Here is a 13733-nt window from a genome sequence, read left to right on the forward strand (position 1 = left end):
GACATCTTGCAGGCGTGGGTCAGCGGCGTTACGTTTCCTGCAGTTCTTGTCGGACAATCTCACGCCGACAGCCGGACACAGACACCAGCGCAGGACCGCCCGACCCCATCCCTGGAGCGGTCGAGGAGACATGGATGTCGACCAATCAGCGCACCCCTCAGACGGAAGCCCTCCGCTTCGAGCACGTCACTCTGGAGTTCCCGGGCAGCCACCGGCCCGCGATCGAGGACGTCTCGTTCCAGATCGACCGCGGCAAGTTCGTCGCCGTGATCGGGCCCAGCGGCTGCGGAAAGAGCACCCTTCTCAACCTGGCCGCCGGCCTGCTCACTCCGACCGGCGGGCGGGTCTCGTTCGGCGGCGAGCAGGTCGCCGGCGTCAACTCCGAAGCGGCGTACGTGACTCAGCAGGCCAACCTGCTGCCCTGGCTGAGCGTCAGGGCCAACATCGGACTGGCGCTGAAGTTCCGCAACGTACCGAAACAGGAGCGGGAGGAACGCGTCGCCCGGTGGGTCGGACTCGTCGGCCTCGACGGGTTCGAGAACCACTACCCCCGGGAGCTGTCCGGCGGTATGCGCAAGCGCTGCGCGATCGCGCGGGCGCTGATCTACAACCCCTCCATCGTGCTGATGGACGAACCCTTCGGACCACTGGACGCCATCACCCGGCTCAACCTCCAACAGGAACTGCTCAACCTGTGGGAGGAACAGCGCGGCACGCTCGTCTTCGTCACCCACGACCTCAACGAGGCCATCTACCTCGCCGACGAGGTCATGGTGATGTCCGACGGGCCCGGAACCATCCGCCGCACCCTCCCGGTCCCCTTCGAGCGCCCCCGCACCATTGGTTCCCTCATCGAGTCACGCGAGTTCGCGGAGCTCTACAACGACCTCTGGGGCCTGTTCAAGGCGGACCTCCGCACGTCGGACGCCGCCTAGCCGCCCAGCCGCCTGGCAGATCGCGAAGCGAGGATCACAGCGTTGATATCGATCGCGGAAGAGATCACCGTACCGAGCCCGCCACAACGTGTCTGGGACGTCGTCTCGGACCCCTCCGCCGTCGTGACCTGCATCCGCGGCGCCGAACTCGGCGAGTCCCACGACGACGGCTCCTTCGACGGCGTCCTGGTCGTCAGGTTCGGGGGAATCCGGGTCAGATTCGCGGCCCTGGTCACTCTGGAGCTGGACGAGTCGGAGCACGAGGGCCGCATCACGGCCCGCGGCAGGGACGGTCAGGGCGCCACCCGCTTCGGCAGCACCGCCGTGTTCCGGGTGGCCGACGAGCCGGCGACGGGCTGCTCACGCGTCACCATCAAGGGCGAGGTGACCCTCTCCGGAAAGCTCGCCCAGCTCATCGAGTCGGGCGCCGGCGTCATGGTCTCACGGATGGCCAAGGAGTTCTCGGCCGAGCTGGTCCAGCGGTGCATCGAACCCGGGGAAGCATCAACTGCCGTACCGACCGGGCGAGTTGATGGCACACCGACCCGGCGCGGCCGACTGACCCGACTCCGAGCCTGGTGGTCGCGGCTGCTGCGCGGGCGACGCGTGGCCGATGCCGCGCGGACCACGCCGTCGCACGCCGCGCCGGTGCACCCCGCGCCACCACCCTCCGCGCCACCACCCTCCGCTTCACCACCCTCCGATTCACCGGGCTCCGCGCCATCACCTCCCGCACCACCACGCCCCGGCCCACCTCACCCCGCACCGAGCAAGGAGAGCCTGTGACAGCGCAACGGCTCAACCGGGTCGTCGCCGGTCTGGCGGCCGGGCAGCACGTCTTCGCGTCCTTCGCCCCGGCCGAGCCGACCGCCGCGATCGAGTTCTCCACCACCCCGTACGACGCCCTGGTCTTCGAGACGGAGCACAAGCCGTGGGACGCGGCCGCGCTCCGCGACAGCCTGCAGTACCTGCTGAACCGGCGTCAGATCTTCACCGCCGACGGCCTGACCCCGGCACTCACCCCGCTGGTCCGCATCCCCGCCAACGGCGGCGAGAAGGCCCAGTGGCACGCCAAACAGGTCCTCGATCTCGGTGCGTACGGTGTCGTCTGGCCGCACATCTCCACCGTCGAGGAGGCCCGCAACGCGGTCGCCGCCTGCCGCTACCCCTCGCTGCCCGGCGCGCCCCGCCACGAACCCGCCGGTCTGCGCGGCGACAGCCCGGCCGCCGCCGCCCGCTACTGGGGCCTTTCCCAGCAGGAGTACTACGTGAAGAGCGACGTGTGGCCGCTCGACCCGGACGGGGAGATCCTCGTCGCCCTGATGATCGAGGACCAGCTCGGCGTCGCGAACCTGCCCCGCATGCTCGACGAGGTCCCGGGTATCGGCCTCGTCATCGTCGGCGAGGGCGACATGAGCCAGGAGCTCGGTGTCCCACGCCAGTACGACCACCCCCGCATGACCGAGAGCAAGCGCCGCGTCCTCGACACCTGCCACGCACGCGACATCGCCGTAGGCCACCCCCACGTCACCGCCGACAACGTCGAGCAAGTACTCGGCGACGGCTACCGCTTCCTGATGTCCGCCCCCGTGCGCAGCCACCCGGGCCTGGACCTGGGCCGTGCCCTGACCGGCCGCTCCTGACCCTTCTGTGCCCGACCGGCCGCCTCTTTCCTGCCCGGACCGGCCGCACGCCTCCGTCCCCGCGACCTCACCCGTGCTCACGCGAACCCCGGAGACCCCTATGCTCATCGACTGCCACGGCCACTTCACCACGGCCCCTCCCGCCCTCGGCAGATGGCGGGAACGGCAGATACAGGCGTTCTACGAAAAGGGGGCGTCGGGCGCACGCATCTCGCCCGACGAACTGCGCATCGGCGACGACGAGATCAGGACCGCCGTCGAACAGGGCCAGCTGGCCCTCCAGGACGAACGCGGCGTCGATGTGGCGCTGTTCTCGCCCGGCGCGGGGAAGATGGCCCACCACTACGGCGACGAGCAGACCAGCCTGGTCTGGTCCCACGTCAGCAACGACCTGATCGCCCGCGTCTGCGGGCTCTTCACCGGCCGCTTCGTCGGCGTGTGCCAGCTGCCCCAGTCCCCCGGCGACGCCCTCGCGTCGTCCGTCCGCAACTCTGTCGCCGAACTGGAGCGCTGCGTCACCGAGTTGGGGTTTGTCGGCTGTCTGCTCAACCCGGATCCGTCCGACGGCTACTGGCAGGCCCCGCCGCTCACCGACAAGGTCTACTACCCGCTCTACGAGAAGATGGCTGAGCTCGACGTCCCCGCGATGCTGCATGTGGCGATGTCGCGGAACCCGGCCCTGCAGGGCACCTGCGCCCACTACCTGGCCGGTGACACCGCCGTGTTCATGCAGCTGTGCCTGTCTGACCTGTTCGCCGACTTCCCGACCCTGAGGTTCATCATCCCGCACGGCGGCGGCGCCGTCCCCTACCACTGGGGCCGCTACCGGGGCGTGATGCAGGACCTGGGCCGCCCCCCGCTGGAAGAACTCGTGCTGGACAACGTCTTCTTCGACACCTGCGTCTACGACCGACGCGGCCTGGAACTGCTGGTGGACGTCATCCCCGCGCACAACGTCCTGTTCGCCTCCGAGATGATCGGCGCCGTCCGCGGCATCGACCCGGAGACCGGCCACCGTTTCGACGACACGAAATACCTCCTCGACTCCATCGACACCCTCGCCGACGAGGACCGCCGTCTGATTCAGGCCGGCAACGCGCTGCGCGTGTTCCCGCGCCTGAAGGACGTGTTGGGCGTCGAGGACCTCGACCAGGCGGAGGAGGTCCGGAAGTGAAGGTCTACGAAGCACTCGCCGAGGCGTTCGTCCAGGAGGGCACCAGCGACGTCTTCGGCATGATGGGCGACGCGAACATGCACTGGATGAACGCCCTGGCCCGGCGCGGGGTGCGACTGTACGAGGTGCGCCACGAGGGCTCCGGCCTCGGTATGGCCGACGGGTGGGCGCGTGCCGCGGGCCGGCCCGGAGTCCTCACCACCACCAGCGGGCCGGGTGTCACGCAGCTGGCCACCTCGATGGTCGTCGCCGCGCGGGCACGCACCCCGCTGGTCGCGTTCTGCGGCGAGACCGCCTGGGGCGACCTCGGCGCCGCCCAGTACCTCGACCAGGGCCGCTTCGCCGCGGCGATCGAGTGCGGGTTCGTTCACCTCTCCCGCGCGGACCAGGCGGAGGATGCCGTCCAGCGGGCCTTCCACCTCGCGCGCACCGAGTCCCGCCCGGTGATGCTCAGCGCCCCCATCGACATCCAGCAGCACGCGTACGCCGATGACGCGGACCTGAGCCCGTACACCCCGTCCACCCAACTGATCGACCACCAGCGGCCGTTGCCCGACCCGACCCGAATCGCACGCGCCGCCGACATCGTGCAGGCGAGCAAACGGGTCGTGATCGTCGTGGGGCGTGGGGCGCGCGAGGCCGACGCCGGTGAGCACATCCTCCGTCTCCAGCAGCGCACCGGCGCCTTGCTGGCCACCACCCTCCAGGCGAAGAACTGGCTGTGCGACCGCACCGAGTACCACGTCGGCATCTCCGGCCTGTTCGGCAACCGGACGGCGATGGAGCTGTTGCAGGAGGCCGACTGTGTGATCGCGGTCGGAGCCAGCCTCAACCACTACACCACCGAGCACGGCTATCTGTTCCCCGAAGCGAAGTACGTGCAGATCGACACCACCGAGCACCTGGTCATGGGCAACGGGGCCGCGGCCGACTGCTACGTCCGCGCGGACGCGGTCACCGCCCTCACCGAGTTGGAGCGGGAGCTCGGCCGACGCTCCGCCGGGACGGACGGCTTCCACACCGTCGAGGTGCGCCGCCGACTGGCCGCCCCACCGGAGGAGTCCGGCGGGTACGTGAACGAGCCGGGCCGTCTCGACCCGCGCGAGGCGATCCGTGTCATCGACGCCGAACTCCCCGGTGAGATCGGTCTGGTCCTCGGCAGCGGTCACCAGACCGACTTCGGCACCATGCTCTTCCAGCGCTCGCGCGAGGTCGTCTCCAACTACGGCATGTTCGGCGCCATCGGACAGGCGCCCCTGCTGACCATCGGGAAGATCGTCGCGGACGGCGGGCGGCCCTCGTTCGTGGTCGAGGGCGACGCCAGCTTCCTGATGCACCTGCCCGAGTTCGAGACGGCCTGCCGCTACGGCATACCGATGCTCGTCGTCGTCATGAACGACGAGGGCCTCGGCGCCGAGTACCACAAGTCGGCGGCGAAGGGCCTCGATCCGGAACTCGCTGTGATCCCGACCCCGGAGCTGGGCCCGGTCGCGGTGGCGCTCGGCGGCTCCGGTGCCACGGTCCGCACCGCCGACGAGCTGCGCGCCGCTCTCGCCGGGTACGTGCGCGACCCCGGCCCCACGGTCGTCGACGTCCGTATCACCCGCCGCGTGCTGAGTGTCCCGTACCGCCGTCTCTGGCACGGCGAGGACGTGTGAGGAGAACCATGACCAAGCTCCCACGGAAGACGGCGCAGAGGCCGCTCTCGGTCCTGCTCGGGGACTACCCGCACACCCGCCCGCTGAAGGACGGCACGATCCCGTTCGAGGGGACCGACTGCCGCTTCGCGACCGCCACCCCGCTGTACTCGGCCTTCCCGCGGATGGTCCGGCACCTGGAGTTCGACGTCTGCGAGATGGCTCTGGCGACCTACCTCCAGGCGCGGGAGGCCGGTGTGCCGGTCACGCTCCTCCCGGTCGTCATGATCGGTGCCGCCCACCACCACTCGCTCACCCGGCTGCCGGACGGCCCCGCACTCGACCCGTGGCGGCTGGGCGGCAAGCGGATCGGCGTGCGCTCCTACAGCCAGACCACCGGTCTGTGGGTGCGCGGCATCCTGCGTGAGGACTACGGCGTCGACGCTTCGGAGGTCACCTGGGTCACCACCGAGGAGCCGCACGTCGCGTCGTACCGGGAACCCTCCTGCGTCGAGCGGTCGGCGGGCGCGAGCGTCCCGGAACTGCTGCGCGGCGGTGACGTGGCGGCGGCCGTGCTCGGCCCCCGCGCGATCGGGAGCCGGGGCACGCCTCTCGTCCCAGTCCTCGAGGACGCCGAGGCCGCGGGCCACGCGTGGATCGAACGGCACGGCACGGTGCCCGCGAACCACCTTCTGGTGGTGCGTGACGACGTCCTGAAGTCCTCGCCGGACGCGGTGACCGCGTTGTACCGAGCCCTCGCGCGGGCCATCGCGGACACCGCGGGAGAGCGTGACGCGACTCCGGCCGGCCGCGCGGTCGCCGCCGGCTGGAGCGACGCCCTGGCCCGGTGCCTGGAGACCGCGGCCGGATACGCCCTGGAGCAGCGGGTCGTACGCACACCCGTCGACCTCACCCGCATCGAGAAGGACGCGGCGTTCCTCGCCGCCTGAACCGGGCCCGGCAGACCGGAAGGAGGAAGAAGGAGATGGGACTTCGGATACGGGGGGCGGCGCCCACCCGCACACCGCGCGAGTGGACGCCGGAGCTGGAAGCGAAGGTCGCGTGGCGCCGCCGGGCGGCCGACGAACCCTTCCACGGGGTGGCCGCACCGGGCGGAGTGCGGCCAGGACTGTTCCCCCTGACCGGCACCGGCGTGGACACCACCGGCATCCGCCGGGCGGCCGAGGACTACCTGGCCACGCTGTCCCCGAAGGAGCTGGCCGAGGGCCGCTTCCCGATGGACGACGTGTCCTGGCGGCACTGGGCCAACGGGGCCCGCTACTTCCTGCGCCACGGTCTGTGCCTGGCGGACCTGGACGACACCGGGCGGCGGCTCGCCCTCGCCGTCATCCGCGCGAGCCTCAGCGAGGCCGGGTTCACGCAGGTCGTCGATCTGATGCACCTCAACCTGACGATCGGCGAACTGCGCGGCGAGACGGACCTGCTCAACGAGTGGCTGTACTGGTTCAGCGTCTACGGGGAGCCCGAGCGGGGCGGCCCCTTCGGCTGGCAGCTCGACGGCCACCACGTGAACGTCAACTGCGTGCTCGTCGGGGACCACATGGTGCTCACCCCGACCTTCCTGGGCGCCGAACCGGTGGTCGCGGAGTCGGGCGCGTACGCGGGAACCACCGTCTTCCGGCGCGAGGAGGCGGTGGGACAGGAGCTGTTCGCCGCCCTGGACGCCCGCCGTCGCGCACGGGCGGTGATCGCCGACGAGTTACCGGACGATCTGTTCGTCGGTGCCTTCCGCGACAACTACGAACTGGACTACCAGGGCCTGCCGTTCGGAGCGCTGACCACCGGTCAGCGGGCCCTGGCCCGGGAGTTGACCGCGCTGTACACGGGCCGGGCGAACGCGGGTCACGCCCGCGTCCGGATGGCCGAGGTCCTCGCCCACGAGGCCGACACGTACTTCGCGTGGATCGGTGACGGCGATCCGGACGGGGTCTTCTACTACCGCGTCCACAGTCCCGTGCTGCTCATCGAGTTCGAGCACCAGGCCGGGGTGATGTTCGACAACGACGTGCCGTCGCGGCGCCACATCCACACCGTCGTCCGCACACCGAACGGCAACGACTACGGCGTCGACCTGTGCGGCAGCACCACGAGCGCTTCCACTCCAGGAGGAGTCAGTCATGAAATGGGTCCTGGGCCGCGACGACCTCGCGACCGCGGCCGAAACGGCCGTCCGCGAGACTGGGGCGCGGATCGAACGGCTCGATGTCCAGCCGGTCCACAAGGCCTCGCGCGGCTTCGTCGACGACGCGGCCGTCGACGTGTGCGAACTCGCGGTCGTGACCCTCCTCCAGGCGGTCGCGCACGGCAGGCCCGTGGTGCTGCTGCCCGTCACCACGCTCGGGCGCCATCAGCACCAGACGCTCGTCACCCTGGGCGATCTGACGGTGGGCGAGGTCGAGGGCCGCAGCGTCGGCGTCCGCTCCTGGAGCCAGACCACCGGCGTGTGGGTGCGCGGGTTCCTCACCGAGCAGTACGGGGTCGACCTGCGCAAGGTCGCATGGCGGACCTACGAGGACGCGCACGTCGTAGGCGCCGAGGACCCGGCCTGGGTGACTCGTGCGCCCCAAGGGGCCCGTCTCCAGGCGGAGTTCCTCGACGGCGGCCTCGACTTCGGGATCATGGGCAATGAGCTGCCGGCGGACGACCGTATCCGTACCGCCGTCACGGACGCGCGCGAGGTGGCCGCCGAGTGGTCCGCGCGTAAGGGCTTCACCCCCGTCAACCACGTGGTCGGCGTCACCGAGGCGGCCGCCCGCGAGCACTCCGCCGCGATTCTCGCCGCCTACGACGCGATGCGCGCCACGGCCGGGTCCGCCGGCCTCGGCCCGGTGGGCTTCGCGGCGCTCCGCGGCCCGGTCACCCAGGTCGCCGCCTACGCGCTGGACCAGGAAGTGCTGCCCCGCCCTGTCGACTTCGACGACCTGGTGGAGCGGTCCTGCGCGGCTCTCGGAGTCCCCCCGGCCCGCCTCGGCGGCTGAGCACACGCCATGGACGCATCGAAATCGAGCGAAAGGCAGGAGATGGACAAGCTCTCGGTGGTCGTCGGCGACTACCCTCACGCGCGGGCTCTGCTCGACGGGACCGCCGCCGTGGCCGGCCACCTCGTCGAGGAGGTCGAGGTCAGGCCGGTCATCAGCGCCTACCGCCGGATGATCCGCGACCTCGAATTCGACGTGTGCGAACTGGCACCGGTGTCCTATCTGATGGCCCGGCAGGCCGGCGTCCCCCTCACCGCGGTACCCGTCTTCCTCAACCGCCGCTTCCATCACGGCGACATCCAGTGCGGCGTCGGCTCCGGTATCCGGATCCCCACCGATCTGGAGGGCCGTCGGGTGGGGGTCCGCGCCTACTCGGTGAGCACCGGTGTGTGGGTGCGCGGCATTCTCGCCGAGGAGTACGGCGTCGACCTCGACAAGATCACCTGGGTGGTGGACGACGACGACCACGTCGAGGGCCACCTCCGGCCGAACATCGAACGGGTCACCGACGGACGGTCCCTGGGCGAGCTGCTGCGGGCCGGGGAGATCGACGCCGCGTTCACCGGCAACGCCGGCACCGGCCGGGCGGGCACACCCCGCGCCGGCTGGACCGCGACGGCCGACGCCGGAGCGGCCGAGGGCGACGCGCCCTACCCGCTGTTCCCGCTGGGCGACGTGGTCGCCGCCGACTGGTACCTGCGCACGGGCACCTACCCGCTCCACTCACTGATCGCCCTGCGCACGGAGCTCGTCGCCCGCGACCCCGGGCTGCCCACCGCGCTGTACACGGCGTTCGCCGAGGCCAAGCAGCGGCAATTGGCCGTCGACCCGGAGTGGACGGCACTGCCGCGGTTCGCCCGGCAGGCCGAGCAGATCGGCGGCGATCCCGTCCCCTACGGGGTGGCCGCCAACGAGCGGAGCCTGGCCGCGATCGTGCGCTACTCCCGCGACCAGGGCCTGCTCGACGCGGACTTCCCCGCCGAGCCGCGGGCGCTGTTCGCCGACGGCGACTACCCGGACGCCTGACAGGAGCCGAAGCCATGGACATCGTCGACACGCACTGCCACATCATCTCCGAGGACCGGGTCGGGTACCCGTGGTCGCCGATCGGCGGGAAGCCATCGGCCTGGGCCGCCTCCCGCCCGGTCACCGCCGAGGGCATGGCCGCCCGCATGGACGAGGCGGGCGTCCGGCAGGCCGTCCTCGTCCAGGCGACCACCGCCTACGGCTACGACAACTCCTACGTCCTCGACAGCCGGCGCCGGCGACCGGACCGTTTCCTCGCCGTCGGCACCTTCGACCCGCTCGCCCCGGACGCCGCTTCGCGCCTCGCCGCCGCCGTCGGCGACGGTGGGCTGGCCGGAGTGCGGCTGTTCACCAGCGGCAGCACCGTCCCCACCCAGGGCGAGTGGTTCGCCGCACCCCAGACGTACGAGTTCTGGCGGACCGCCGGCGAGCTGGGCGTCACCGTGTGCCTGCAGATGCGGCTCGGCCCGGCGACGCGGCAGCTCGTGGAGGTCCTGGAGCGGTTCCCCACCGTACGGGTACTCCTCGACCACATCGGATACCCCGACATCGCGTCCTCCCCGGGGCGCGCCAGCAAGGAGGTGGCCGAGCTCGCCGCCCATCCGGGCCTGTATCTGAAGCTCACCCACCGCAATCTCGAACCGCTGCGCGATGTCGGGGACGAGGCCGTGGAGTTCCTCACGCCCGTCGTCGAGTCGTTCGGCGCCGGCCGTATCGCCTGGGGCTCGAACTGCCCGGCCGCCGAGCAGTCGCTGCCGGACCTCCTCGGCCTCGCGCGGAGTGTCCTTGCGCCGCTGCCGACGGCGGCGCGGGAGGAGATCTTCGCGGGAACGGCCCGGCGGCTGTATCCGGCGCTCGCCGGATCAGGGGGCTGACGTGCGGTCGGCTAGGGTTCCCGCCGCGGTTCTCATCCTCACAGGACACAGGGGCGGTCAAGGTGCAGCAGAGCGACGGCGACGAGGTCGAGGGCGGGGCGAGGACGTCGACCACCCGCTACAGCCAGGCGTACGAGGGGCTTCGCTCGCTGCTGCTGTCGGGGAGCATGGCGCCCGGCACGCGGCTGACCGAGGCGGATCTGACCAGGATGTTCAACGTGTCGCGGAGCACCATGCGCGCGGTGCTGGTGCGCCTGGCCCAGGAGGGCTATGTCCTCAGCGAGGTCAACCGCGGCGTACGGACGAGGAGTTTCTCCGTCGAGGAGGCGGTGGACATCCTGGAGGCCCGCGAGACGCTGGAGTCCGCCCTCGCCGGGAAGGCCGCGGAACGGGCCACCGAGGAGGAGATCGCCGAACTGCGGCGCACCCTCGCGGAGATGGAGGACGCGCAGTCCCGCGGCGACCAGGACGCCTACTCGCCACTCAACCGGCGCTTCCACCAGCAGGTCAAGCAGGCCGCGCACCAGACCACCCTGGCCCGCGCCTACGACACGCTGCTCTACCCGCTCGTGATGCGCCAGTACCGCAACCTGGCCGCCCAGCACCCGAGGTCCGGGTCGCTGGAGGAGCACCAGGCGATCTTCCTCGCCATCGTCACCCGCAACCCCGACGCGGCCGTCGCCGCGATGCGCCACCACGTCGGCTCCGCCCGCAGGGCGCTGCTGCTGGACAAGCCCCCAGAGCCGTAGGTCACCTGACGGCCCGCCGGGGCGGGAGGGACCCCATGCGCGACCCCGTGGACACCGAATCGGGCCCGGTCGAGGGCATTTTGGGCCGGGACCGTTCCGTCACCGTCTTCCGCGGTATCCCCTACGCGGCCCCGCCCGTCGGGGAGTTGCGCTGGCGCCCGCCCCGCCCGCCACTGCGGTGGGAGGGGGTGCGGCGGGCCGACCGCTTCGGCCCGATGTGCCCGCAGGCACCCACCGACGCGGCCGCGACCGGCGTCGACGTCCCCATGAGCGAGGACTGCCTGAACCTCAACATCTGGACGGGCGCGGCCACTTCGGCGGAGCGCCGCCCGGTGCTCGTCTGGATCTACGGCGGCGGTTTCCGCGAGGGCACGGGCGCGCACCCCCGCTACGACGGTGCGAACCTGGCTCGCAGGGGCCTCGTCGTGATCACCTTCAACTACCGGCTCGGAGCGTTCGGTTTCCTCGCCACTCCCGAACTGAGCGGCGAGTCCGGGCACCACGCCTGCGGCAACTACGGGCTGCTCGACTGCGTCGCCGCGCTGCGCTGGGTGCGCGACAACATCGCGCACTTCGGCGGCGACCCCGACCGGGTCACGATCGCCGGCCAGTCCGCCGGCGCCGGCACGGTCAACTTCCTCGCCATGTCCCCGCTCGCCAAGGGCCTGTTCCACCGCGCCGTCGCACAGAGCCACGCCCGGTACGCGCGGGACCCCGAACTCCGCTACCTGGCCACCTCCTACCGCCTCCCGCACGACGCCGAGACCGCCGGAGCCGCATACGCCCGGGAGCACGGCGCCCGCACCCCGCGGGAACTCCGGGCGCTGCCCTGGCGGAAGCTGGTCGACGGCCACCACCCGGTCGACGGCGCCGTCCAGACCGGCAGCACGGCCGGACCACCACTGTTCCGCCCGGTCGTGGACGGCTGGGTGATTCCCGCCGGTTACGACGAGACCTACGCCAAGGGCCTGCAGAACGACGTCGACTATCTCACCGGGAACAACCTCGACGAGAGCGGCGCCGTCCCCGAGGCCGCGGTCACCGCCCTTCGTACCGCACGGCGGGCGACCCGGCCCGGTGCCCCACCCGTCCACCTCACGCTCGACGCCCACCGCGCGGCGGCCCGGCGGAAGTTCGGCGCGCTGGCCGAGGAGTTCCTGCGGCTGTACCCGGCCGCCACGGACGACGAGGCGGCGCGGGCGAGCAGCGCGGCGGTGCGCGACAACTCGCGTATCTCCACCCACCTGTGGGGCGCGGAGTGGACCCGGCACACCACCCGTCCCGTCCACACCTACTTCTGGACCCACCGCGCCCCAGTACCGGGGAGCGGCCCGCGCCGCGCCGCCCACGGCTGTGAGATCGACTTCCTCTTCGGCAACCCCGCTCCCGGCACCGCGCGGTGGACCGACGAGGACCGGGAGATCGCGGAGACCGTCTCCTCGTACTGGGTCAACTTCGCCGCCACCGGCGACCCCAACGGCGCGGGCCTGCCCCACTGGCCGGCCTATTCCCCCGACGCGGGCACCGTCATGGAGATCGGCGCGCGCTGCCGGCCGATCCCGGTTGCGGACCCGGACCGCACCGACTTCTGGACCCGTTTCTTCCGTACCCAACAGGCTTGGTGAACAGGAGTTCCCATGAGACACCACACCAGCGCCCGGACCCTCGCGCTGACGTCCGCCGCGGTGCTCGGCGCGGCACTGCTGACCGGCTGCGGCGGCGATTCCTCCTCGGTCGGCTCGGACGGGAAGACCACCGTCTCGGTGGGCATCAGCGGGAACATCTTCGACCTGTCCATCCGCGTGGCGGAGGAGAAGGGCTACTTCGCCCAGCAGAACATCAAGGTCAAGTACGTGACGCTGACCGCCTCGACGGGCACTTCGGCCCTGGAGTCGAGCTCGGTACAGTTCCTCAACGACAGCCCGACGAACTTCCTTTCCGCCCTCTCCAAGGGTCTTCCGGAGCTGGCGATCGGCACCAACGGCGGCGGTAACCCGCTCGGTCTGGTCGCCAGTGACGAGTTCGCCAAGAAGCACAACCTCACCGCCGGCACCCCGGCGGCGGAGGTGGCCAAGGCCCTGGCCGACTCGACGGCCGGCGCCAGTTCCGCCAACACCAAGGCCGAGGCGGGGCTGTTCCTCAAGGCCAACGGCGTCGACCCGACCAAGCTGAAGTGGGTCTCGCTGCCGAGCCCCGCCGCCGACAAGGCCGCCCTCACCAAAGGTGAGATCGACTGGTTCGTCACCTCCGAGCCGATCCCGCTGCAGGTCCAGCACGACGGTGACGGGATGGTCGTGGCCGACCCGCTGAAGGTCCCCCAGTGGTCCTACGAGGACGCCGGATACGGCCAGCTCGTGGTGGTGAAGAAGAGCTACGCGAACTCGAACGCGGCCACCGTGCAGGGGTTCGCCACGGCTGTCCAGCAGGCGACGGCCTACATCGCCGCGCACAAGGACGACACGACGGTGCTGAGCGTGGCGCGCAAGACGATGACGGGCGCGTCCGACGACGTCCTCAAGGCGAGCATCGCGCAGGTCGAATGGCCCAAGGACGACCGTCTGACCGACGCCGGCATGAACAAGACCATCGCGTTCGTCAAGAGCATCGGAGCCGTCCCGGACGCGAAGGCCGCCACGACCGACTGGACCAACAAGTACCTGCCATGACACGGCCGACCCCAACCGCAAGGAGCAGG

The 13733-nt window shown here is 71.1% G+C and carries 12 protein-coding genes and 1 pseudogene; all 13 read left to right on the forward strand.

Annotation, left to right across the window (positions count from 1 at the left end; genetic code table 11):
- Positions 1-134: 134 nt before the first annotated feature.
- Positions 135-935, forward strand: a complete 801-nt coding sequence (locus tag OIC96_RS02265; RefSeq protein WP_330309579.1) for an ABC transporter ATP-binding protein — start codon at positions 135-137, stop codon at positions 933-935.
- A 42-nt stretch (positions 936-977) separates the two neighbouring features.
- The gene (locus OIC96_RS02270; RefSeq protein WP_330309578.1) at positions 978-1721 is read left to right on the forward strand and encodes an SRPBCC family protein; all 744 of its coding nucleotides are present in this window, start codon (positions 978-980) and stop codon (positions 1719-1721) included.
- Complete coding sequence (locus tag OIC96_RS02275) at positions 1718-2578, forward strand: HpcH/HpaI aldolase family protein (RefSeq protein WP_330309577.1); 861 nt, start codon at positions 1718-1720, stop codon at positions 2576-2578. Before OIC96_RS02270 ends, OIC96_RS02275 begins: the two co-directional genes overlap by 4 nt.
- Positions 2579-2678: 100 nt before the next feature.
- Complete coding sequence (locus OIC96_RS02280) at positions 2679-3752, forward strand: amidohydrolase family protein (RefSeq protein ID WP_330309576.1); 1074 nt, start codon at positions 2679-2681, stop codon at positions 3750-3752.
- Positions 3749-5410, forward strand: a complete 1662-nt coding sequence (locus OIC96_RS02285) for a thiamine pyrophosphate-binding protein (RefSeq protein WP_330309575.1) — start codon at positions 3749-3751, stop codon at positions 5408-5410. The genes OIC96_RS02280 and OIC96_RS02285 overlap by 4 nt, the downstream gene beginning before the upstream one ends.
- Before the next feature lie 8 nt (positions 5411-5418).
- Positions 5419-6339 carry a hypothetical protein gene (locus OIC96_RS02290; protein ID WP_330309574.1) on the forward strand — a complete coding sequence of 307 codons (921 nt, stop codon included), beginning with the start codon at positions 5419-5421 and terminating at the stop codon, positions 6337-6339.
- A gap of 35 nt (positions 6340-6374) precedes the next feature.
- Positions 6375-7415: pseudogene (locus tag OIC96_RS49785) on the forward strand (DUF3500 domain-containing protein); the annotation flags it as partial.
- Between the two features lie 112 nt (positions 7416-7527).
- A complete protein-coding gene (locus OIC96_RS02300) occupies positions 7528-8388 on the forward strand; it encodes a hypothetical protein (RefSeq protein ID WP_330309572.1) in 861 nt (286 codons plus the stop codon).
- Positions 8389-8430: 42 nt separating this feature from the next.
- Positions 8431-9414, forward strand: a complete 984-nt coding sequence (locus tag OIC96_RS02305; RefSeq protein ID WP_330309571.1) for a 4,5-dihydroxyphthalate decarboxylase — start codon at positions 8431-8433, stop codon at positions 9412-9414.
- A 14-nt stretch (positions 9415-9428) separates the two neighbouring features.
- Positions 9429-10289: an amidohydrolase family protein gene (locus OIC96_RS02310; RefSeq protein ID WP_330309570.1), complete on the forward strand. Its 861-nt coding sequence runs from the start codon at positions 9429-9431 to the stop codon at positions 10287-10289.
- Positions 10290-10351: 62 nt separating this feature from the next.
- Positions 10352-11038: a GntR family transcriptional regulator gene (locus OIC96_RS02315; RefSeq protein WP_330309569.1), complete on the forward strand. Its 687-nt coding sequence runs from the start codon at positions 10352-10354 to the stop codon at positions 11036-11038.
- 35 nt (positions 11039-11073) lie between these two features.
- Positions 11074-12663 (forward strand): carboxylesterase/lipase family protein, encoded by a 1590-nt coding sequence (locus OIC96_RS02320; RefSeq protein ID WP_330309568.1) that lies wholly within the window; start codon positions 11074-11076, stop codon positions 12661-12663.
- 12 nt (positions 12664-12675) lie between these two features.
- On the forward strand, positions 12676-13704 hold the full coding sequence (locus tag OIC96_RS02325; protein ID WP_330309567.1) for an ABC transporter substrate-binding protein: 1029 nt from the start codon (positions 12676-12678) through the stop codon (positions 13702-13704).
- Positions 13705-13733: the final 29 nt, after the last annotated feature.

This window comes from Streptomyces sp. NBC_00775 (genome assembly GCF_036347135.1).
In the GTDB taxonomy this organism is placed as follows: domain Bacteria; phylum Actinomycetota; class Actinomycetes; order Streptomycetales; family Streptomycetaceae; genus Streptomyces; species Streptomyces lutosisoli.

What these genes read in the sequence shown, in the direction of transcription:
- OIC96_RS02265 (WP_330309579.1), top strand. Translation starts at nt 135, where the DNA reads ATGTCGACCAATCAGCGCACCCCTCAGACGGAAGCCCTCCGCTTCGAG.
- OIC96_RS02280 (WP_330309576.1), top strand. Translation starts at nt 2,679, where the DNA reads ATGCTCATCGACTGCCACGGCCACTTCACCACGGCCCCTCCCGCCCTC.
- OIC96_RS02290 (WP_330309574.1), top strand. Translation starts at nt 5,419, where the DNA reads ATGACCAAGCTCCCACGGAAGACGGCGCAGAGGCCGCTCTCGGTCCTG.
- OIC96_RS02300 (WP_330309572.1), top strand. Translation starts at nt 7,528, where the DNA reads ATGAAATGGGTCCTGGGCCGCGACGACCTCGCGACCGCGGCCGAAACG.
- OIC96_RS02305 (WP_330309571.1), top strand. Translation starts at nt 8,431, where the DNA reads ATGGACAAGCTCTCGGTGGTCGTCGGCGACTACCCTCACGCGCGGGCT.
- OIC96_RS02310 (WP_330309570.1), top strand. Translation starts at nt 9,429, where the DNA reads ATGGACATCGTCGACACGCACTGCCACATCATCTCCGAGGACCGGGTC.
- OIC96_RS02320 (WP_330309568.1), top strand. Translation starts at nt 11,074, where the DNA reads ATGCGCGACCCCGTGGACACCGAATCGGGCCCGGTCGAGGGCATTTTG.
- OIC96_RS02325 (WP_330309567.1), top strand. Translation starts at nt 12,676, where the DNA reads ATGAGACACCACACCAGCGCCCGGACCCTCGCGCTGACGTCCGCCGCG.